The organism is Campylobacter sp. RM10537 (assembly GCF_022369435.1).
In the GTDB taxonomy this organism is placed as follows: domain Bacteria; phylum Campylobacterota; class Campylobacteria; order Campylobacterales; family Campylobacteraceae; genus Campylobacter_D; species Campylobacter_D molothri.
The window spans coordinates 1,170,696-1,190,943 of record NZ_CP059597.1; the positions used below are offsets into that span (position 1 = coordinate 1,170,696).

Consider the following 20,248-nt stretch of genomic DNA (forward strand, 5'->3'; position numbering starts at 1 on the left):
AAACTAAAATTTCTTTTTATTTACATCTTCCAAAATTGCACTGGCTATATGATTAACCTTGCTTGTAATTTGATTAGTTACATTAGCAATTTCAGCATTTTCTTTTGTGGCAGTTTCAAGTTTCATGATAGTATCATTAATTTGAGTGATTCCAAAAGTTTGTTCTTTAACTGATTCAGCAACTTCATTAATATTTTGAACCAATACATTAATATTTGCTTCAATCTCACTTAATGATTTTCCAGTTCTTTCAGCAAGTTGTCTAACTTCATCAGCAACAACAGCAAAACCTCGTCCATGCTCTCCTGCACGTGCAGCTTCTATGGCTGCATTAAGTGCTAAAAGATTGGTTTGCTCAGCAATATCTTTAATAACACTAGCTATATTTCTAATGTCATTTACTTGATTTGTAACTTCTAAAGTTCTACCATTAATATTTTGCATAGAGTGGCTTATTTGTTCTATAGTGGTAGCACTTTGCTCGAGTGATTGTGCTTGAGAATCTGAACTATCTGTTAATTTTTGCATTGAAGCTTTTAGCTCTTCAGATTGAGAAGCTAACTCTTTAGAAAATTGAGAAGAAGTTACAAGCATCTTTCTAATTTCTTCTCCTAAAATATTTGTTGTAAGTTCAACTTCGCCTTGAGCATTATCAACAGAAATACTAAAATCAAGTGCTTTGTAACTGTCAAATACTTTATTAATTTTATTCATATCTGAACCAATTTTATTTTGCAATACATCAAGCATTCTATTTAAAACATTCTTAAGCTCTACAAGTTGAGGATTAACAGGAATTTTAGAAATTCTTGTTCTAAAATTACCTCCTTCTATTTCTTTAACTGTTTGTACTGATTCATCAACTGCTTCTTGGTCTTGTTTTAATGAAATACGAGTTTTTTCAATATTTTCGCTAATCATTTTACCCATAGAACCAAGTTCATCACTGGTATAAATTTCTATAGGTTTAAGTTCAACTTTTTCATAATTTAAAAATTTAAAAAATGATTCTAAAGATTTTAAAATAATTGGAAGTCTTATTCCAACAATTCTTCTAACGCAATAATAAACTACTATTAAAACTACAAGAACAAAAACTACAGAAGCTCCAATAATAAGCATTTGAAGCTTCCTTAAAGGTGCAAAAATAGATTCTTTTGGAGCTGTTACCATAATACTCCAAACAGAATCTCCAGCTTTAAAGCTACTCAAACTAGCATAAGAATCATCATTAGTTGAAGCTACATAGTTAAAAATTCCATCTTTACCTTCAGCTAAAGCCCTATAAACCTCTTCTGTCTTATTTCCTCTATTATTAATTTTCATAAGATTTTTAAGGATTAAATTTTTATTAGGGTGCACCGCTATATAACCTTCAGAATTTAACAAAACATTTAGCTGTCTATTAAAAAGGAATGATTTTGAATCAAGTAAATAATTTGCAATATTTTCAAAATCTAAAACCAAACCTACAACACCTACAAGCTTATTATTTTTACCAAAAATTGGCATAGCCAAATTCATACCGTTAAATTCTTTTCCACTTAAGTTCATCTTTATGGCTTTACCAATATAGATTTGATCTTCTCCATATTTCGCATTTTTTATAATATCTTGAACAACAGTAAAATGGACAATATCATCTACAGATTGTAAAACTTCAATTCCACCACGTTTTTTAATATCCTCATCAATATATAAAATAACAAAATTTCCATCTTTTGTATTAAAAAATTTACTTTCATCTTTAAAAGAAGCTGGAGGATCCAACAAATAAAGGTAAGTATAGCTTGCATAAGCACTATTGTCAAAAAGATTAATAAGAACATTGGTGATACTATCTATATCCCAATCATCCTTGCTTACTGATTTAAACATATCTGTTAATGTATAAGCTTCACTTTTATTTAAAGCTATCATTTCATTAAAGATACCTTGAGTGTGAGTTGCATATTCTTTTGAAGTTGCAGAAATAATACTTTCAGTATTTTTAGCAATATTTTGGCTTACTTGATCCGTAATTAAAAAAATTAAAAATACCAAACCTAATATTACAACAATCGCAACTGATAAAATAAGTTTTGAAGCAATATTTAAAGACTTAAACATTTGATTTATAACCTCTTATTACATTAAAAAATAATCAAAATTATATTATTTTGAATAAAAAAATTAGCTTAAAATACAAATTATTTTTTTTTATAATTGAAAAATAATTCTTTAAAACGTTTATTAGCATATTCTTCTATATCTTTTTGTAAAATAGCAAAATTTTCCATCAATTCTATAGCCCTAGGAGTCAATTTTGTTCCCGATTCTTTTGATCTTCCTTGTCTTGTACTTACTAAAATTTCTTGAGAATTTTTTTGCAAAACTTGTAAATGCATCCATGCTTTTTTATAATTTATCCCCATTAGTTTAGAAGCATGCAATAAACTTCCAGTTTGTCCTATTAATTCCAAAAGTTCAGTTTTGCCTTTACCAAAAAGTAAATCTCCATCTGAATTTTCAATCCAAGTTTTAGTTCTAATAACAAATTGTTTTCCCTTTTTCTCCTTAAAACAACCAAGTTTACAGTATTTCACATCAATTTTATACGCTTTTAAAGCTGAACGCATACTTTTTAAACCACAAGTTTTTTGAGCAATATCTCTAGCTTCTTCACAAAAAATTCTTCTTTTTTGATCAAGCTTAGGTTCTAATTCTTTTAAAACTTCAATTTTTCCTTTTTCAAAGTCCAAATGTCCAAATTGACCTAATTCGCAATTATCAATTCTTATATTATTTTCATTGGCAAGTTTGCCTATTTCTTCAATATTTTTTGAAAATTTTTTTGCTATTTTAAAAGCTGTACCACAATCTAATTTTTCATTACTATTTAACATTTCTCTCATATAGGAGAGTATTTTTTTATCTTCCATGAATTCGAAAATCTCCACTATAAATATTGATCTTATTTTCTCTTGCAAAGCCACAAAGACTTAAATTAAATTTTCTTGCTATCATTACACCCAAACAAGTAGGAGCTGTTCTTGAGACTAAAATAGGTACTCTATGCATAATCGTTTTAGCTACCATTTCAGAGCTTAAACGACCGCTTACCATTAAAAAACACTGATCAAGGTCAACTCCAGCTAATCTTGCTTTTCCTAAAGCTTTATCTATGGTATTATGCTGAGCAATATCTTCACCAATAAAAAACGTTTCTTCATCAAATAAAAGTTTAGCTGTATGCACACATCCTGTTTTTTCATATAAATCACATTGAGTATAAAATTGACTCATTTGTTTTAAGATATAATCTTTACTAAATTGAGTTTTAGAAGATATTTGCATTGCTTGAATATTTTCTATATCAATATTAGCCGTATGTGCTCTACCACAACCACTAATCACAACTCCTTCAGCATTAAGTTTAGCAAGATTTTCTTGATCTATTTTTGCTTCAATATATACACTCATACCATCATCTTTACTTTCAATCCTTTGGATATCTTCTACCTTAGCAATGATATTTTCACTCATTAAATATCCCACCGCTAAAGCTTGTTCATCAACAGGCGTCGCCATTAAAGCACCAATTTTTTCGCCATTAATAAAAATTTCAAGCTTGATTTCGCGCACTAAAGTATCATCACAAATAAAAGCTTTATCGTCTTTGTATTTTAAAATTTGAGTTGTAAATAAAGGTTCCATTGATATTCCATTAAAATTTATTTTAAGAAAGTCATCAAACTTTCTTCTTATCTTCAAGTTCTTTATACCAATAATGATGTAAAATATAAACCTCTTCTTCTTCCTTATAACCAGTAATCATAGAATGAATACTCCCTTTAATTGCAAAAACAGCCATATAAATATGCACTCCAAAAAATACCACGCAAATAATTCCTAAAATATTATGCACAATAGCAGAAATTCTTAAAAGTTCTATTTGGGTTAAACCTAAGAAATTTTGAATTACAACAGAGTCAAAATCTACAAAATACATAAACAAACCAGTAATAATCATTAAAAAACCGCCAAATACAGCAATATAATACCAAGTTTTTTGACCAAAATTAAATTTTCCTGCAGGAATTGGTTTTTTAACCTTACTTAGATAACCCCCAACAATCATAAGCCACTTAATATCATAACTTGCAGGAAGCATTCTCTTAATCCAACATAAAAACATCGGAATAATAGAAATAATAAATAAAACCATCGCTAAAGCATGCAAATTTTTACAAATTCTAACAAAATTACCACCTCCAAAAGTAGATCCAAACATCATAATTAAACCGGTAGGAACTAAAATAATCCAAGATAAAGCTGCGATAAAATGGAAAATTCTTTCAAACAAAGTAAAAGTATAAATTTTCTTTCCATTATGAGAAAATTGCTTAGGTCCAATTACCATATAATGCAAAGCAAAAGCACTCAAAGCCGCAATAATAGCGATTAAAGCAATTGTTGCTATATATTCTCCTTGTAAACTAGTCCAAAATTGACCAAAAGTATGATAATTTGGAATATTGCTAATTCTGCGATAATCCCATATTTGCGTGTCTTGTCCCATTCTTTCTTCGCCATAAGCTAATAAATTTATAAAACAAGAAAAAAGCAAGATAAACATTTTTTTCATAAACGTTCCTTTCCTATATAGGCGATTTTCCATTCTATACTTTCCTTAGGTGAAGCAATACCATAGTTTCTACTAACAAGCCTATTATGATAGATTTCTTCAATCTTTGAACTTTCGCCCACTAATAAAGCTTTAGTTGAACACATGGCTGCACACACGGGTACTTTACCTTCTGCAATACGATTTTGCCCATAAAGCTCCCTTTCTTTTTGCGAATTTGTTTCTTCTGGCCCTCCTGCACACATTGTGCATTTATCCATAATACCTTTATTTCCAAAAGCACTATCTTTTGGAAATTGCGGAGCTCCAAAAGGGCAAGCATATAAACAATATCCACAACCTATGCAAATTTCTTTATCATGCAAAACAATACCATCTGCACGTATATAAAAACAATCTACAGGACAAACAATAGAGCAAGGAGCATCATCACAATGCATACAAGAAATAGAAGTTGAAACCTCTTTTCCTTGCACTCCTTCATTAAGAGTTATTACGCGACGACGACGAATATTAATCGGAAGCTCATGAGCTTCATCACAAGCAACTGCACAACCATTGCAATCGATACAACGTTCATTATCGCAAAAGAATTTTAAACGATCTTTTTCTAAATTTATAAAATTTTCTTTACTCATTTTCCATCCTTAGAAATACGACAAAGCCCGCCTTTAGTTTCTGGAATTTGACACATAATATCATAACCATAATTAGTAATTGTATTGGCACTTTCTCCACTTATATAAGGTTTAGTTCCTTTAGGAAAATTATGAGTTAAATCCACTCCTTGCATCACACCTGTAAAATGAAAAGGTAAAAAAATCATTTCTTTTGCAATGCCTGGATTTAATTTTACTCTAACATGAATTTTTGTTCCTTCTGGAGAATGAATCCAAATCATATCTCCTTTTTGGATATTTTTTTCTTTAGCAAGTTCTGGATTAATTTCACAAAACATTTCAGGTGTCAAACGTGAAAGATACATTGAAGCTCTATTTTCCATACCAGCACCATTTAAATTAACAAGTCTTGCCGTAATAAGATTGAGTGGAAATTCCTTAGAATAATCCTTAGCTTTTTGCACAGAAATAAATTTTGTATCTACACGATAAAGCGCCTTTTGATCTTCAAAATTAGGATATTTTTGCACTAAATCATTTCTTGGAGAATGTAAAGGTTCGCGATGAAGTGGTATTTTATCTTTAAAGGTCCAAACTATCGCCCTAGCTTTAGCATTACCATAAGGAACTATACCTTTTTCCATACATTTGTTTACAATAATATCACTATCATCATAAGACCAAGTTGTACCAATTTTTTCTTTCTCTTCAGCACTTAAAGTGATACCTAAAATTTTTTCAATATTCTCTTTAGTAATTTGTGGATAACCTGTATTAATTGGTGAATTTAAAGGTGCATTCTTAGCTAATAAACTTTCACCTTCATACTCTAATCCAAAATTATTTCTAAAACCCATACCACCTTTTGCTACTTCGATATCTGTATTATAAAGTACAGGAGTTCCTGGATGTTTGTCGCTCCAACAAGGCCAAGGGAGTCCATAATATTCACCTTTTACCTCATCTTTTCCTTCTAAGGTAATTTCATCAAATTTATCCCAATTTAAAGTATGTTTTTTAAGTCTTTCAGGGCTCCATCCATTTAAACCTATACTTCTAACTGCTTTAGCAATTTCTTTTGTAGCATTTTCAGGCCAAACAATTTCACCTTTTTCATCTCGTAAAGTTTTAGTAAAATCCTCATAAAAATCAAATCTTTTAGCAAGTTCAAACAAAATTTCTTGATCTTCCATGCTTTCATAAAGCGGATCAATAACCTTAAATCTCCATTGTGCACTACGATTAGTTGCAGTAACACTTCCACTAGTTTCAAATTGAGTTGCAGCAGGTAAAAGATAAATTCCATCTTTTCTTTCTGCAATAATACCCGCTTCATTAACAAAAGGATCGGCTAAAACAAGAAGTTCTAAAGCCTCTAAACCTTCTTTAACTTTGGCTTGTTGTGCGGTTGAAGTAATACCATTTCCCATAACAACCAAAGCCTTTAAGGCGGTTCCTGCATTATCAATAGCATCATTTCCATCTTTACCATTTAAAGCAGCTGCCCACCATCTAGCAAGAGAAAGTCCTGTTTTATGCATCCAATCTTTACTTACAAAATTTCCTAAAAGCCAATCATAATCCACACCCCAAATTTTGGCATAATATCTCCAAGTCGCTTCATTTAAAGGATAATAACCTGGTAAATTTTCACTCAAACATGCCATATCCGAGGCGCCTTGAACATTATCATGGCCACGTAAAATATTAACTCCTCCACCAAATTTACCTATATTTCCAAGTACCATTTGCAAAATAGGAGCCAAACGCGTATTTGAAGTTCCTACAGAATGTTGAGTTAAACCCATAGCCCATACCAAAGTAGTTGGTTTATTTTTGGCTACTTCATGGGTTATCTCTATTAAAAGCTCTTTAGAAATTCCTGTGACATTTTCGACTTCTTCAGCTGTCCATTTTGAAGCTTCTTCTCGAATTTTATCAATTCCAAAAACTCTTTCATCGATATATTTTGCATCCTCTAATCCTTCATCAAAAATAATCTTTAGCATTCCATACATAAAGGCTATATCAGTTCCTGGGCGAATTCTTGCGTAAATGTCTGCTTTTGCTGCACTTTTCGTAAATCTAGGATCTACAACAATAAGTTTTGCACCTCTTTCTTTAGCTTTTAAAAAATGTCTAAAACCTACAGGATGATTCACTGCAGGATTTGCACCAATGATAAAAATACACTTACTCTTTTGTATATCTCCAAGATGGTTTGTCATAGCACCATAACCAAATGTATTCGCCACACCGGCGACTGTTGCGCTATGTCAAATTCTAGCTTGATGATCTACGTTATTGGTTCCAAAAAAAGCTGCAAATTTTCTTATATAATAAGCTTGTTCATTATTAAGCTTTGCAGATCCTAAAAACATTACACTTTCAGGATTTTCTTTACGATAAGCAGCAAGTTTTTCTCCGATCTCGTTTAAAGCTTGCTCATAAGAAATACGTTTCCACTCTCCATTTTCTTTTTTCATAGGATATTTTAAACGCACATGAGAACGCACCATATCGATCATATCAGATCCTTTGCAACAGTGTCCACCTGAGCTAACTGGGTGATCTTGAGCAATTTCTTGACGTACCCAAACTCCATTTTGTACTTCTGCAATAATTCCACAACCTACAGAACAAGCTGTACAGATTGTTTTAATTTTTTTACTTCCTTCAAACGCTTCTTTTAATTCACTCTTGCTTGCTTCTCTAAGATTTTCACTTCTTGTAAGCAAAGGAGTAGCTAAACTAGAAAGAGCTGCCATTTTTAAAAAATTACGACGATTAAGTTTTATATCAATATTCGACATTACTCAGCCTTTATATAATAATTTTCCCAATTCGCACTTCTTTGAAAAAGCACTTCTTTTTTCTTACTTTTACCTTTTACTATATCTTTATTTTCTTCCTTGGTAAAAGCTAAAGTGGTGCTAGGCAATAAACTAGCACTTCCTAAAGCTAAAGCAGATTTTTTAAGAAATTCTCTACGATTTTGCATTCACCCTCCTTTTTTTATTGGTTTCTCTTCTTAAAAATTCAGATCTTGAAAGATCATTTTGAACTTTTTTAGAAGTAGTTTTTGAAACTTTACCAAGATTAAAACAAGATCTTTCAAATTCTATAAAAGTCGCAAGTATCTTTGCTACTTCTTTATATAAATATGCTTTTTTATGTTCAAAAATAAACTTGATAAATTCATCAATATTTTGATGAATAAGTTTTTGAAACAATTCTTTTGCCAAATCATCTTCTTTTTGTTTTAAAAATTCACTCATTAATAAAAAACAAAATCCTATATTGTCTTCACTTTCTTTGAATTTCACTTCATTACGTCTTAAAATACTTTTTGAAAGAATTTCTCTTACGCAAAGCAAAGCTTTTGAATTTTCAAAACCTTCTTCAATATATGAAAATGTTATAGGAATAGCATTTTTTAAAGATAAAAAAAGATCTTCATATTCTTTAAAAAATAATTCCAAATTTTTTTGGGAATTTTGTAACAATAAATCAAAACTATCTAATAATTCTTCATCAAATGAATTTTCTTTCATTACACCCAAACAACGATGCAAAGAATCTAAGTTTTGTTTAGAAAAAACAAAAAGATTGCCAAAAAATTGATAATAAAGACTTCTTGCTAATCTTAAATGTTCTAAATTCATAATCAATACCCTAAGAAAATATTAGATTTGGTAGGAATAAAATATACTTTATTATGCAAATATGACTTAATATCGTTTTAAATCCCATATTTCATTAGATTTTATCTTAGTATGATTTAAGTTAAAAAAAACTGAATTTTATCAATTTTTAATATAATTAAACATTAAAAATAACTAAAATTCATGATTTTAAAAAACATATTATTTAAAAAATCAAATATATAAAAATTTCAAAAAATCATTGTATAATTTAAGTTAAAAGATATTTTATGCAAAATAGAAATAATAAATTAATTCCTTTTTGCATAGTCTTCATAGGTGAATTTTCTTATAGTTTTAAAATTTTTGTTTTGATCTAAAAATATTAAATTAGGCAATCTTATGCCATTAAAGGTTGTATTTTTAACGATTGAATAATGAATTTGATCTAAAAACACAACCTTATCACCTCTTTTCAACTCTTTTTTAAAAGCATATTCCCCCATCACATCACCTGCTAAGCAAGTATTACCTGTTAATAAATATGCTATTTCATCTTTTTCCAAGGAAGAAATATTCTCTGAATCTCTTGTACTTAAAATCCTAGCATTTTGAACTTCACTTGTATAGGGCATAATAATAGTATCTGGCATATGTGCTTCACTTGAAGTATCTAAAATAGCAATTTTCTTTTCATTTTCTATAAGATCAATCACACTTGCTACAAGCACACCTGTTTGCCAACCTACGGCTTCACCTGGTTCTAAATACACTTTAACACCATATTTGTCACTAAATTTTTTACAAAGATCAATAAGCTTTTGGACATTATAACCTTTTTTTGTGATATGATGACCTCCGCCAAAATTAACCCATTTCATGTTCTTAACCCACGAAGAAAAATTATTTTCAAATACTTTTAAAACTTGTTCTAAAGCTTCTGCACTTTCTTCACAAAGAGCATGAAAGTGCAAACCTTCAATACCTCTTAAATTTGCATCTATTAGATCTTTAGCACGAATTCCAAGTCTAGAATATCTCCCACAAGGATTATAAAGTTCTTTTGGAGCCAAAGAAAACTCAAGATTACAACGAAGTCCAAGAGAATTTTTAGTGCATATATTTTTATATTTTTCAAACTGATATAAAGAATTAAAAACGATATGATGTGACAAAGAAGCAATAGTTTCGATTTCATCATCTTTAAAAGCTGGAGAATAAGTATGAATTTCTTTATCCATATATTCTTTAGCAAATTGTGCCTCCCAAAGTCCGCTACAAGTACAACCTTGCAAATATTCTCCAACAATTTTCATTGCTCCTGAAAAAGCAAAACCTTTAAGAGCTAGTAAAATTTTTGCTCCACTCTTTTCGCCCACATAAGCTAAAAGTTCACAATTTTTGCGTAATTTATCTTCCTCTAAAATATAAGCTGGAGTTTGAATTTTTTCATACATAAATACTTCCTTATAATTTGCGAAATAATACCAAAAACAAGCCAAATTTTAAATAATTTACTGAGCTTTTAAAAATAATGACTATAATACAATAATTTATCATTATAAGGAATTTTCATAATGGACAGAAGACAATTTTTAAAATTAAATGCCTTAAGCTTAGCAAGTATTGGCATAGCCTATGGATCACCTATGCATCAAATGCATCATAGCAATACTCCTAATGCTATCAATACTTCTTTTATAAATTTCGCTCCTAGTGATCTTAAGCTTCTTAATAAAAATCAGTTTCCAAGTGGAAAAAAACTAAAAAAATTAACTTTGCTTAAAAATGAAAGTAAAGAAAAAAATTTTTTTCGCGCTACTATAGAAATTAAAGAAAGTCAAATAGAGTTTATCAAAGGTAAAAAAACCAAATGCTATACTTATAATGGCTTAATCCCTGGTCCAAAAATAGAAGTTTATGAAGGAGACACGGTTGAAATTTTAGTTAAAAATCAACTTAAAGAACCTACAACCATACACTGGCATGGCGTTCCTGTTCCACCTGATCAAGATGGCAATCCGCATGATCCTATTTTAGCAGGAAAGGAAAAAATTTATCGTTTCACATTGCCTTTAAATTCTGCAGGTACATATTGGTATCACCCTCATCCTCATTATATCACTTCTAAGCAAGTTTATATGGGACTTGCTGGAATTTTCATAATCAAAGCTAGAAAAGATGCTTTATCTCATTTTAATGAAAAAGACTTAGTTTTTAGCGATCTAAGACTTGATGAAAATGCACAAATTCCTGAAAATACTTTAACGGATTGGTTAAATGGGAGAGAAGGAGAATTTGTTTTAATTAATGGACAATACAAACCTAAAATTACTCTACAAGGCGAAAGAATTCGTCTTTATAATCTTTGCTCAGCAAGATATTTAAATTTAAAAATTCAAAATGCTAAATTTATTTTAGTGGGCACTGATGGCGGACTCATAGAAAAACCTAGAATTGAAGAAGAATTATTTTTAGCTCCTGCTTCAAGAGTAGAAGTTTTTATACAAGCAAATAAAACAGGAGAATTAAAACTAGAAAGTATTTATTATGATAGAGATAAAATGATGGTTAAAGAAAAGAAAGAAAATTTATTTTTAGCCCATATTAATATAGAAAAAAATCCCGAAAATCTACCTTCTACTTTAAGAAAATTTGAAACCTTAAAAGATCCGCAAGATTTCAAAGAAATCATAATGAGTGAAGATCATCACAAAATGCACGGTATGATGAAAAAAAACGAACAAGAGCAAAAAGCTGCTTTAGCCTCTATGTTTTTAATCAATAAAAAAACTTATGATTTAAACCGTATAGATTTAATTTCAAAGGTTGGTGTTATTGAAGATTGGATTGTTATTAATGAGTCACATATGGATCATCCTTTTCATATACATGGAACACAATTTGAACTTATTTCATCAAAACTAAATGGCACTATAAAAAAAGCTGAATTTAGAGCCTTAAGAGATACAATCAATGTTCGCCCAAAAGAAGAATTAAGACTAAGGATGAAACAAGATTTTGTCGGACTTAGAATGTATCATTGTCATATCTTAGAACATGAAGATTTAGGTATGATGGGTAATTTAGAAGTAAAGGCAAATAATGATAAAAATTGAATTTTTAGGACCTATTAATAAAGCTAGTTTGGAATTAGAAGTTAAAAATTTAAAAGAATTAAAAGAATTTTTAAAACAAGATGAAAGTTTAAAAAAATGGCTTGATCTTTGTGCGGTAGCTTTAAATGATGAAATCATCTTTGATGAAAATACAACTTTTAAAGATGGAGATAAAATAGCGCTTTTACCTCCTGTTGGTGGTGGTTAATGGAATACTTTTTACTTCACGAAGGTCCTTTAAATATCCCTGAAATTTATGCAAAATGGTATGAATTTAGCATCAAACAAAATTGCGGAGCCTTAATCACTTTTTGTGGTATAGTTAGAAATGATGATAAAGTAGAAGGTTTAAGTTTTGATATTTATAAACCTTTGCTTATCTCTTGGTTTAAAAATTGGCAAGAAAAACTACAAAACGAACCTGCTTTTCTTTTATTTGCCCATTCAATTGGTGATGTAAAAGTTGGAGAAAGTTCATATTTTGCAGGTATTTTAAGTAAGCAAAGAAAATTAGGTTTAAAACTTATAAATGAATTTGTAGAAGATTTTAAAGCTAACGCGCCAATTTGGAAATATGATATTAAAAATGGTGAAAAAATTTATGCTCTAGATAGATCAAGCAAACTTTTAGGAGCTGGAATTTTATCATGATTAAACAAATTCAAGAATTTTCTATTTTTGGAATCACAACTTCAACCAATAAAAAACTAGAAAGCGATAAACAAACTTCGAAAATCTTCCCTTTATGGAAAGATTTTCATCGTATTTTTGGTGCCCCAGATGAAATTTATAGCGTTTATTATGATTATAAAGATTTGGAATTTAAAATTGGCGTAGGAGTAAAAATACCTTGTCAAAATGCAGAAAAAATTCTTATAAAAAGTGGTTCTTATATCGTTTTCGAAGACTTTGGACAACCTGAAATAATCGTACCAAAAATTTGGTCTAAAATTGAAATATTTTTCAAAAATTCAGATATAAAAAGGGCTTTTTTGACCGATTTTGAATACTACACTTCCCATAAAACTCAAATTTATATCAGTATTAAGGATAATCAATGCTAATTTCTTATGAAGAAAGTTTAAAAATTTTACATTCTCATATAAAAAGTTATGAAAGAATAGAAAAAATAGCACTCACTCAATGTTTAGGACGTATCTTAGCCTGTGATATTAAAGCTCTTAAAAATCAACCAGAAATGGAAACTTCGGCTATGGATGGCTATGCGATTAAATTTGAAGACCAAAATAAAGCTTTAAAAATTTTAGGCTCAACTCCTGCAGGCACCATGCCACAATTTGAAGTGACAAATGGAACTTGTGTTAAAACTTTTACAGGCTCTTTGATGAGTTTAGGAAGTGATACGCTTGTTCCGGTTGAAAATGTCCGTATAGAAAAAGATCAAATTTTGATAGAAAAAAGTGTTAAAAAAGGTTTTGCGGTTAGAAAAATTGGAGAAAATTATAAAAAAGATGAAATTTTACTCAAAAAAGGCACAAAATTAAATTATAGCGAAATTGCACTTTTAGCAGAATTAGGCTTTTTTCACATCAGCGTTTTTGTAAAACCAATCATTGGAGTTTTAAGCAGCGGTAGCGAAATCAAAGATCTAGGGGAAACTTTAGATAATCCTGCTCAAATTCGCTCTTCTAATCACATCGCTATTGCCAATTTAGCCAAAAATTTAGCTTGCGATACAAGGGTTTTTCCACTTTTAAAAGACGATGAAAAAGCAACGTTAGCAACTTTAAAAAGTGCTTTAGAGTCTTGTGATATTTTAATCACAACAGGCGGAGTCTCCATGGGGGATTTTGATTTTTTAAAAGGTGCCATCAAAGAGTATGAAATCATCATTGATAAAGTAGATATCAAACCAGGACGCCACATCAAAATCGCTAAAGCAAATCATAAATTCATCATTGCCTTACCTGGTTTTCCATACTCTGCTATGGTGATGTTTAATCTTTACGCAAGAGAGATTTTAAACTCTTGGTTGTGCCAAGAAAAAGATTATATCACTAAAGCTTTCTTGCAAGGAAGTTATACAAAAAAAACGCCTTATTTGGAATTTGTTGCTTGTAATGTAGAATTTAAAGAAGGGCGTATTTTGGTCAATTTAGAAGGAAAAAAAGAAGGTTCTAGCGCGATCATTAACAACCTAAATCACAAAGCTGCATTAATGATTGTTCCTAAAGAATGTGAAATTTTAGAAAATGAGAGTTTGGTTGATATAGTTTTTATGCCTTAAGTTACTGGGTGGTAAGTAATTTGATGGCCTTTTTCATCGTAAGTATAGATTGCTCTATCTCTTTTTATGCTGACAGTAGAATTAGTAAATCCTATTAATAATCAGTTTAGGATTAAATGGCCTGGGATAAAGTTGTTTATTTCCATCATAAACATATAATAAAGATCCTTTAATTGTCACTAAAGCAATAGCCATAATTTTCTCCTTAATGATAAAATCGAACGCAATGCTATCAAAAAAAAATCAAGTGCTTTTACTTAAAAAACTGGTTTATAAAATTAAGAAATGACTTTTATAAATTAATGAAAAAATATCAAAACAAATTTTAATCAAGCAATTGCTTTAGCCTGTCCAAACATTCCTCAATGATTTCATCAATCTCTTGCTTACTTAACTCTTTTTGTGGTTTTGGGATAAAAACATAATTTTTATTAAAAGTTGGCCATTGCTCATCATCCTTATAAGGATATAAACCTATGCTTGGAATTTCAAGATTGGTAGCAAGGTGAATCGTTCCTGTGCTAGGACTGATAAGGCATTTAGAATAATAAAGCAAAGCAGCTAAATTTAAAATATCCTCATCATTTTTAAAAATAAAAATTTGTTTATTTAACAAAGTATCTAAGCTATTTATTTGCTCCATAAATTCTTGATGGACTGCTTCGTAAGTAGGAATAATAACTTTTTTCATCAAACTAGCTTTACAAATTAAAGCGATGTAATCTTGAATGCTTAGATTATAAGGTGTTGAAACAGCAAAAGGATTAATTATGATAAAATCTTTTTCTTTTAACTTGTAAGAATTTAAGAAATTTTGAATAAAAATTTGATTTTTAGTTGGAATTTTAATCCTGGTATTAAAACATAAATTTTTAATTTTTTCATCATAAAGCTTTGGATTGATTTTTCTTGCATAATAAAGAAATTTTGCTCTCTCGCTTCTATCTTTAAAAAATCTCTTAATAAAACTAATATTGATAGTAATACAACGAGGACTTAGAAAACTTAGCCATTTAAGACGAATTATAATGCGTTTGACATTGGTTTGAAGTAAAAATTTAACTAAAAAGCTTTTTGTATGAAATGCTATTAAATAATCGCAATAAAAAGAATTGATTTGTTTTAAAACTTGCTGATTTCCTCCTCTTGCGGCGAAATCAATAATTTCAACTTTATCTATAAAATCAAAATTTTCTAATAATTTTTGAGTATTTTTCGCACCAAATACAATAACCTTTGCCTTAAAAATAGTTTTTATAGCATAAAGCATATCCAAAGTTGCAACCATATCTCCTATACCATAAGGGCAATAATACCCTACGCAAAGTTGCTTATACCCCCCCCGTAAATCTATATTTTTCATTGTTTATCTCCTTTTCTTAATTAATACATTCACATAAAAACATTTCAATTGTATCATCTTTAGCAATTTTATCAAAATTTTTGGAAACTTTTGTATATAAAATTTCATACATTTGGGTACATAAGGCATCGTAATAATTGCTTTCATTCTAAAACTATACCTTCATTGATCACAATTTCACCGATGATAAAAGCATCACTTGCCTCTAAAACCTTACTTACATTTGATGGATCAACCACCATCACTAAACCAACACCCATATTAAAACTTCTATACATTTCACTTTCTTCAACCGCTTCGCCTATGGTATAGAAAATTTCAGGGGTTTTAAGATGATGTTTTCGGATGATTGCTCCCATTCCACGTGGTAAAACACGCGGTAAATTTTCAACCAAGCCCCCACCGGTAATATGTGCTAAAGCATTGATAAAAGGTTTTAAAGTAAGAAATTCACGCACATAAATTCTTGTAGGCTCCAATAAAACATCGATTAAATTTTTTCCTTCCACCTTATCATCAAACTTCATTTTTAAACTTTCAAAAAGCACTTTTCTAGCTAAAGAATAGCCATTAGAATGAAGTCCAGAACTTGGAAGTGCTAATAAAATATCGCCATTTTTTACAAATTTGCTTCGATCGATTTCATCTTCTTCAGCCATACCTACAGCAAAACCCGCAAGATCAAAATCATCTTTTGCATACATTCCAGGCATTTCAGCAGTTTCACCGCCAATTAAAGCACAATTTGCCAATTTACAACCCTTAGCGATCCCTTCAACAACGACTTTTGCGACATCCACTTCTAACTTAGCTGTAGCATAATAATCTAAAAAGAATAAAGGTGTAGCAAAATTACAAATAAGATCATTTACGCACATCGCAACCAAATCTTGCCCTATGGTGTCGTATTTTTTTGCATCTATAGCTAAACGAAGTTTAGTCCCAACTCCATCTGTAGCACTTAACATCACAGGCTTTTTAAAGCCACTTGGCATTCTAAAAGCACCTGAAAAAGATCCTATGCCGCCGATAACATTTTCATTAAAAGTTTCTTTTACAAGTGGCTTTATAGCTTCAACAAAAGCATTACCATTATCTATACTTACCCCAGCATCTTCGTATGAAATTTTCATTAATTTTCCTTTAAGAAATAAAAAGTTATTTTAACGAAAAAAGTTTTAATAAGGCATAAGATGAAGAATGCTTTTTTTGTAACCGCTTCAATTGCTTGTGGCAAAAGCACTTTTATACAAATTGCAAATTCTATGGGATTTCAAAGCATCAGCGCAGATGAAATTGCTCATGAAATTTTAGATCGATACTCTTTAGAGCTTGCGCAAATATTTTTAAAATTCAATACAAAAAATCAAAAATTATTAAAAGAAAATAAAAAAATCGATAGAAAAGTTCTTGGCGATATCATCTTTAGCAATCAAGAGGCAAAAAAAATGTTAGAAGATTTTACTCACCCAAAAATCAGGACACGAATTTTAGAACAAATGCAAATTTTAGAAAAAGAAAATAAACCCTATTTCGTTGAAATTCCACTTTTTTTTGAAAGCAAAGCTTATGAGAATTTAGGCAAAGTCATCTTAATCTACTCTCCTAAAGAATTAAGCCTAGAAAGACTTATGAAAAGAGATAATTTAAATTTAAAAGCTGCCAAAAAAAGACTTTATACACAAATGGATATTGAAGAAAAGCTTAAAAAAGCGGATTTGATTATAAAAAATACTAGCTCTTATGCCGATTTTGAAAAAGAATGTATACTAACAATTAAAAAAATCTCCAAAGGAATAATTTGAAATTTTATAAATATTGTGCCAATGGCAATGATTTTATTATCGCAAATGCTGATAAAAAAGAAGATAGAAGTGAATTAGCCAAAGAAATTTGCGATCGCTATAAAGGCATAGGTGCGGATGGTTTTATCGTGATCTTGCCTCATGAAAAATATGATTTTGAATGGGAATTTTATAACAATGATGGATCTTATGCGAGTATGTGTGGTAATGGCTCAAGAGCTGCAGCACATTTTGCACATCATATCAATAAAACACCATCAAAAATGACTTTTTTAACTGGAGCAGGTGTGATTAAGGCTGAAGTTGAAAATGATTTGGTAGAAATTTCATTTGGAAAAGTTAAAAACATAAAACAACCATTTGAAGAATTTGGAAAAACTTGGCAAATTTGCGATACTGGGGTGCCACATTTGGTACATTTTTGTAAAAATTTAGATGAATTTGATATCATACTTTGTGAAAAAATGAGAAAAAAGTATAATGCAAATGTCAATTTTGCAAAAATCATGGATCAAAATTCCTTAAAGGTGCGAACCTTTGAACGCGGTATCGAAAATGAAACTTTAGCTTGTGGAACAGGAATGGGAGCTTGTTTTTATCTTGCATTTTTAGAACAAAAAATTCAAAATAAGGCAAGTGTGATTCCAAAAAGTGGAGAAAAAGTTAATTTTAGATTAGATCATGAAGAATTGTTTTTTAAAGGAAAGGTAAGATACTGTTTTGAGGCGAATTATAATTTTTCTTAGTCTTTTTTTAAGTCAAATTTTTGCTACATCAAATTTGGTAGATGGTTTTGGAGAAGATTATTATAACTTAAGCATAGAAGAAAGAAGGCAAGTTTTTTTTGTTAAAATGAATGCAATGTTTGATGAAAGTTTTAAAGAAATTGCTAAGGAGCAAGACTTCATCAATGCATTTTTTAAATATGAATTTCAAAATGGATTTAGATTAGCTAATCAACAAGCCTTTGCCAAACTCTTAGAACTTAAAGAAAAATATCGTGTACAAAATCTCTTTGATTATCATGAATATAAAAAAAGAATTGCTCCTGTTCCAAAATCTATGGGTATAGCACAAGCTTTAGTCGAAAGTTCAACTGGCACTAGCCGTTTTGCAAGAGAAGCTAATAATCTTTTTGGGGAATGGACTTGGGGAGATAAGGGTCTGATTCCTGATTTAAGACATCCTAATAAAAAACATAAAATTAAAATTTTTGATTCTTTACAAGATAGTGTTGATTCTTATGTTTTAAATTTAAATAGACATTTTGCTTATGCTAATTTTAGAGAAGCAAGATATCAAGATATGCAAGAAGGCAAACTTATAAAAGGCTTTGAAGCCATAAAAACCTTGCATGCTTATTCAGAACGTAAAGACTTTTATATCGATATTGTAACAAAAGTTATGAATAAATATCATCTTGAAAAATATGACAATCTTAATTCCAAGCCAAGTTTAGATTTATTTAAAAATTAAAAACCAAGTGCAAATTTATCAAAAGGTAAAATTTCAAATTTGACTCCTTGCTCCAAAAAACTTTCTTCACTTGAAAGCGTGATAAATATCACATTATAAATTCCTAATTCTAAAGCTTTAGAAACAATTTTTCTTGCACGAATTTTAATTAAATCAATATCCAAAGTTGGACTAGAAATATAAGCGATTTTTAATTTTTTACTAAAAAAATGAAAATATTTATTATAAAAAAAATCTTCTTGAAATTTAAATAGCTCATTTAAAATTACATTTTCAAATAAATGTGTAAAATCTTTATAAATGCAAAGATTATTTCTTAGACCAAAATCTCTAAAATAAATCTTTTGAAGTTTTTTTTCATCATGCATTATAGGATAAATAATATAGCTATTATCAAGTTCTTTTATAGCATGATAAACGCTATCTTTTGAAGTTTTTATTTTTGTTTTAAGCTCTAAAAATAACTTAGAAATGCTAATTTGCTGTCCTAAATTTTTAGCTAAATATTTTAGAATTTCAAGCTCTAAAAAATTAAAGTTTTGCCTTAAAAGCTCATTTTTTTGACTCAATTCACTGCGTCCAGTCTGCAAAAAAAGCCCTACTAGATGATTAATGGGTAAATTTTTTTTATTGATACTTATAAATTCTTCAAAATCAAAATAATCAAGCCAAAGTTCTTTAAAATCTTTAAAATGCAAATCCTTTTTATCTGTGCTTACTATAATAGGTATTTTTATATCTTGTAAATCTAAAATAAAATCAATATCATAAAGACAAAGAATTTTAATTTGATTATGATTTTGTAAAAAATTTCCAAGTTGTTTTAAGCTCTCTTTTTCAAAACGTATATCACTTAAATCTAAAAATAAAATTTCTTCAGGTTTAAATCGGGATAAAAAATTAAAAATTAAAGTTTTTTTACCTGATTTTTTAGGGCCTTTAAGAATAATATTGGTTTGTGAAATTTGCACTTTTCTTTCATAGTTCATTTCAAATTTAGGTGCATTTTCATAGAAAAAATTCAATACTTTCATTTTTTTCCTTTTAAAAAGGATATTATAATAATTCTTTCTTCATAAAAGTTTTAAAACTTTATAAATAACTAGGAGCAAAGTTTTGGATGATGTAGCCTTATTCGTAAATTTAACACTATCTTATTTCCTGTTTTAAAATGTAAAGCTTGAACAAAATTAAAACAAATGCCAATAAATTTGATCTTTAGCTAAATGATGCGTATAAAAATGATAAGAATTATATATTTTTGGAGCTTGAAAAGTATAAATTTTATAGCAAAGCCTAAACGTGCCATAAAAATACCTAAAGAATGCCCTATTATGATTATTTTT

Annotated in this window: 20 protein-coding genes; 8 read left to right on the forward strand and 12 right to left on the reverse strand. The window is 29.4% G+C overall.

Features of this window, described 5'->3' with window-relative positions:
• Positions 1 to 3: 3 nt before the first annotated feature.
• From ccaA to nspC, 9 genes are all read right to left on the reverse strand, one after another.
• Positions 4 to 2,109, reverse strand: coding sequence for an aspartate chemotaxis receptor CcaA (gene ccaA / locus CMOL_RS07920; RefSeq protein WP_239820109.1), 2,106 nt, complete (start codon positions 2,107 to 2,109; stop codon positions 4 to 6).
• A gap of 80 nt (positions 2,110 to 2,189) precedes the next feature.
• On the reverse strand, positions 2,190 to 2,921 hold the full coding sequence (locus CMOL_RS05945; protein ID WP_200281926.1) for a winged helix-turn-helix domain-containing protein: 732 nt from the start codon (positions 2,919 to 2,921) through the stop codon (positions 2,190 to 2,192).
• Complete coding sequence (fdhD, locus tag CMOL_RS05950) at positions 2,911 to 3,696, reverse strand: formate dehydrogenase accessory sulfurtransferase FdhD (RefSeq protein ID WP_239820110.1); 786 nt, start codon at positions 3,694 to 3,696, stop codon at positions 2,911 to 2,913. The genes CMOL_RS05945 and fdhD overlap by 11 nt, the downstream gene beginning before the upstream one ends.
• A gap of 34 nt (positions 3,697 to 3,730) precedes the next feature.
• Positions 3,731 to 4,627: a formate dehydrogenase subunit gamma gene (locus CMOL_RS05955; protein WP_239820111.1), complete on the reverse strand. Its 897-nt coding sequence runs from the start codon at positions 4,625 to 4,627 to the stop codon at positions 3,731 to 3,733.
• Entirely contained in the window at positions 4,624 to 5,265 is a 642-nt protein-coding gene (fdh3B, locus tag CMOL_RS05960) for a formate dehydrogenase FDH3 subunit beta (protein ID WP_200281918.1), read from the reverse strand. Before fdh3B ends, CMOL_RS05955 begins: the two co-directional genes overlap by 4 nt.
• Positions 5,262 to 8,060 carry a formate dehydrogenase subunit alpha gene (locus tag CMOL_RS05965; RefSeq protein ID WP_239820112.1) on the reverse strand — a complete coding sequence of 933 codons (2,799 nt, stop codon included), beginning with the start codon at positions 8,058 to 8,060 and terminating at the stop codon, positions 5,262 to 5,264. The genes fdh3B and CMOL_RS05965 overlap by 4 nt, the downstream gene beginning before the upstream one ends.
• Positions 8,060 to 8,248, reverse strand: a complete 189-nt coding sequence (locus CMOL_RS05970; protein ID WP_239820113.1) for a twin-arginine translocation signal domain-containing protein — start codon at positions 8,246 to 8,248, stop codon at positions 8,060 to 8,062. Before CMOL_RS05970 ends, CMOL_RS05965 begins: the two co-directional genes overlap by 1 nt.
• Entirely contained in the window at positions 8,235 to 8,912 is a 678-nt protein-coding gene (locus tag CMOL_RS05975; RefSeq protein ID WP_239820114.1) for a TorD/DmsD family molecular chaperone, read from the reverse strand. The genes CMOL_RS05970 and CMOL_RS05975 overlap by 14 nt, the downstream gene beginning before the upstream one ends.
• Positions 8,913 to 9,202: 290 nt before the next feature.
• Entirely contained in the window at positions 9,203 to 10,348 is a 1,146-nt protein-coding gene (gene nspC / locus CMOL_RS05980; RefSeq protein ID WP_239820115.1) for a carboxynorspermidine decarboxylase, read from the reverse strand.
• 120 nt (positions 10,349 to 10,468) lie between these two features.
• Here nspC and CMOL_RS05985 point away from each other — a divergent pair, with 120 nt between their 5' ends.
• The 5 genes from CMOL_RS05985 to CMOL_RS06005 are packed head-to-tail and all read left to right on the forward strand — an operon-like array spanning position 10,469 to position 14,258.
• Positions 10,469 to 12,010, forward strand: a complete 1,542-nt coding sequence (locus CMOL_RS05985; RefSeq protein WP_239820116.1) for a multicopper oxidase family protein — start codon at positions 10,469 to 10,471, stop codon at positions 12,008 to 12,010.
• On the forward strand, positions 11,997 to 12,218 hold the full coding sequence (locus CMOL_RS05990) for a MoaD/ThiS family protein (protein WP_200281906.1): 222 nt from the start codon (positions 11,997 to 11,999) through the stop codon (positions 12,216 to 12,218). The genes CMOL_RS05985 and CMOL_RS05990 overlap by 14 nt, the downstream gene beginning before the upstream one ends.
• A complete protein-coding gene (locus CMOL_RS05995) occupies positions 12,218 to 12,661 on the forward strand; it encodes a molybdopterin synthase catalytic subunit (RefSeq protein ID WP_200281904.1) in 444 nt (147 codons plus the stop codon). Before CMOL_RS05990 ends, CMOL_RS05995 begins: the two co-directional genes overlap by 1 nt.
• The gene (locus CMOL_RS06000; protein ID WP_200281892.1) at positions 12,658 to 13,074 is read left to right on the forward strand and encodes a GyrI-like domain-containing protein; all 417 of its coding nucleotides are present in this window, start codon (positions 12,658 to 12,660) and stop codon (positions 13,072 to 13,074) included. The genes CMOL_RS05995 and CMOL_RS06000 overlap by 4 nt, the downstream gene beginning before the upstream one ends.
• Positions 13,068 to 14,258, forward strand: a complete 1,191-nt coding sequence (locus CMOL_RS06005) for a molybdopterin molybdotransferase MoeA (RefSeq protein WP_239820117.1) — start codon at positions 13,068 to 13,070, stop codon at positions 14,256 to 14,258. The genes CMOL_RS06000 and CMOL_RS06005 overlap by 7 nt, the downstream gene beginning before the upstream one ends.
• 325 nt (positions 14,259 to 14,583) lie before the next feature.
• Here the strand turns inward: CMOL_RS06005 and CMOL_RS06010 are convergent, their stop codons facing one another.
• Entirely contained in the window at positions 14,584 to 15,621 is a 1,038-nt protein-coding gene (locus CMOL_RS06010; RefSeq protein ID WP_239820118.1) for a glycosyltransferase family 9 protein, read from the reverse strand.
• Between the two features lie 143 nt (positions 15,622 to 15,764).
• On the reverse strand, positions 15,765 to 16,754 hold the full coding sequence (gene purM / locus CMOL_RS06015; RefSeq protein WP_200281252.1) for a phosphoribosylformylglycinamidine cyclo-ligase: 990 nt from the start codon (positions 16,752 to 16,754) through the stop codon (positions 15,765 to 15,767).
• Between the two features lie 60 nt (positions 16,755 to 16,814).
• On the opposite strand from purM, the gene coaE reads away from it, so the two are divergent.
• Genes coaE through CMOL_RS06030 form a run of 3 tightly spaced genes read left to right on the forward strand, consistent with a single transcriptional unit; the run spans position 16,815 to position 18,902 of the window.
• Complete coding sequence (coaE, locus tag CMOL_RS06020; protein WP_200281250.1) at positions 16,815 to 17,426, forward strand: dephospho-CoA kinase; 612 nt, start codon at positions 16,815 to 16,817, stop codon at positions 17,424 to 17,426.
• Positions 17,423 to 18,172: a diaminopimelate epimerase gene (dapF, locus tag CMOL_RS06025; protein WP_239820119.1), complete on the forward strand. Its 750-nt coding sequence runs from the start codon at positions 17,423 to 17,425 to the stop codon at positions 18,170 to 18,172. Before coaE ends, dapF begins: the two co-directional genes overlap by 4 nt.
• A complete protein-coding gene (locus CMOL_RS06030; RefSeq protein WP_200281246.1) occupies positions 18,147 to 18,902 on the forward strand; it encodes a glucosaminidase domain-containing protein in 756 nt (251 codons plus the stop codon). Before dapF ends, CMOL_RS06030 begins: the two co-directional genes overlap by 26 nt.
• Here the strand turns inward: CMOL_RS06030 and CMOL_RS06035 are convergent.
• Positions 18,899 to 19,936, reverse strand: coding sequence for an ATP-binding protein (locus CMOL_RS06035; protein ID WP_239820120.1), 1,038 nt, complete (start codon positions 19,934 to 19,936; stop codon positions 18,899 to 18,901). The two genes, CMOL_RS06030 and CMOL_RS06035, sit on opposite strands and share 4 nt — an antisense overlap.
• Positions 19,937 to 20,248 lie beyond the last annotated feature (312 nt).

Excerpts from the sequence above, each read along its gene's own strand:
- ccaA (WP_239820109.1), bottom strand. The coding sequence starts at position 2,109 with ATGTTTAAGTCTTTAAATATTGCTTCAAAACTTATTTTATCAGTTGCG.
- CMOL_RS05945 (WP_200281926.1), bottom strand. The coding sequence starts at position 2,921 with ATGGAAGATAAAAAAATACTCTCCTATATGAGAGAAATGTTAAATAGT.
- fdhD (WP_239820110.1), bottom strand. The coding sequence starts at position 3,696 with ATGGAACCTTTATTTACAACTCAAATTTTAAAATACAAAGACGATAAA.
- CMOL_RS05955 (WP_239820111.1), bottom strand. The coding sequence starts at position 4,627 with ATGAAAAAAATGTTTATCTTGCTTTTTTCTTGTTTTATAAATTTATTA.
- fdh3B (WP_200281918.1), bottom strand. The coding sequence starts at position 5,265 with ATGAGTAAAGAAAATTTTATAAATTTAGAAAAAGATCGTTTAAAATTC.
- CMOL_RS05970 (WP_239820113.1), bottom strand. The coding sequence starts at position 8,248 with ATGCAAAATCGTAGAGAATTTCTTAAAAAATCTGCTTTAGCTTTAGGA.
- CMOL_RS05975 (WP_239820114.1), bottom strand. The coding sequence starts at position 8,912 with ATGAATTTAGAACATTTAAGATTAGCAAGAAGTCTTTATTATCAATTT.
- nspC (WP_239820115.1), bottom strand. The coding sequence starts at position 10,348 with ATGTATGAAAAAATTCAAACTCCAGCTTATATTTTAGAGGAAGATAAA.
- CMOL_RS05985 (WP_239820116.1), top strand. The coding sequence starts at position 10,469 with ATGGACAGAAGACAATTTTTAAAATTAAATGCCTTAAGCTTAGCAAGT.
- CMOL_RS05990 (WP_200281906.1), top strand. The coding sequence starts at position 11,997 with ATGATAAAAATTGAATTTTTAGGACCTATTAATAAAGCTAGTTTGGAA.
- CMOL_RS05995 (WP_200281904.1), top strand. The coding sequence starts at position 12,218 with ATGGAATACTTTTTACTTCACGAAGGTCCTTTAAATATCCCTGAAATT.
- CMOL_RS06000 (WP_200281892.1), top strand. The coding sequence starts at position 12,658 with ATGATTAAACAAATTCAAGAATTTTCTATTTTTGGAATCACAACTTCA.
- CMOL_RS06005 (WP_239820117.1), top strand. The coding sequence starts at position 13,068 with ATGCTAATTTCTTATGAAGAAAGTTTAAAAATTTTACATTCTCATATA.
- CMOL_RS06010 (WP_239820118.1), bottom strand. The coding sequence starts at position 15,621 with ATGAAAAATATAGATTTACGGGGGGGGTATAAGCAACTTTGCGTAGGG.
- purM (WP_200281252.1), bottom strand. The coding sequence starts at position 16,754 with ATGAAAATTTCATACGAAGATGCTGGGGTAAGTATAGATAATGGTAAT.
- coaE (WP_200281250.1), top strand. The coding sequence starts at position 16,815 with ATGAAGAATGCTTTTTTTGTAACCGCTTCAATTGCTTGTGGCAAAAGC.
- CMOL_RS06035 (WP_239820120.1), bottom strand. The coding sequence starts at position 19,936 with ATGAAAGTATTGAATTTTTTCTATGAAAATGCACCTAAATTTGAAATG.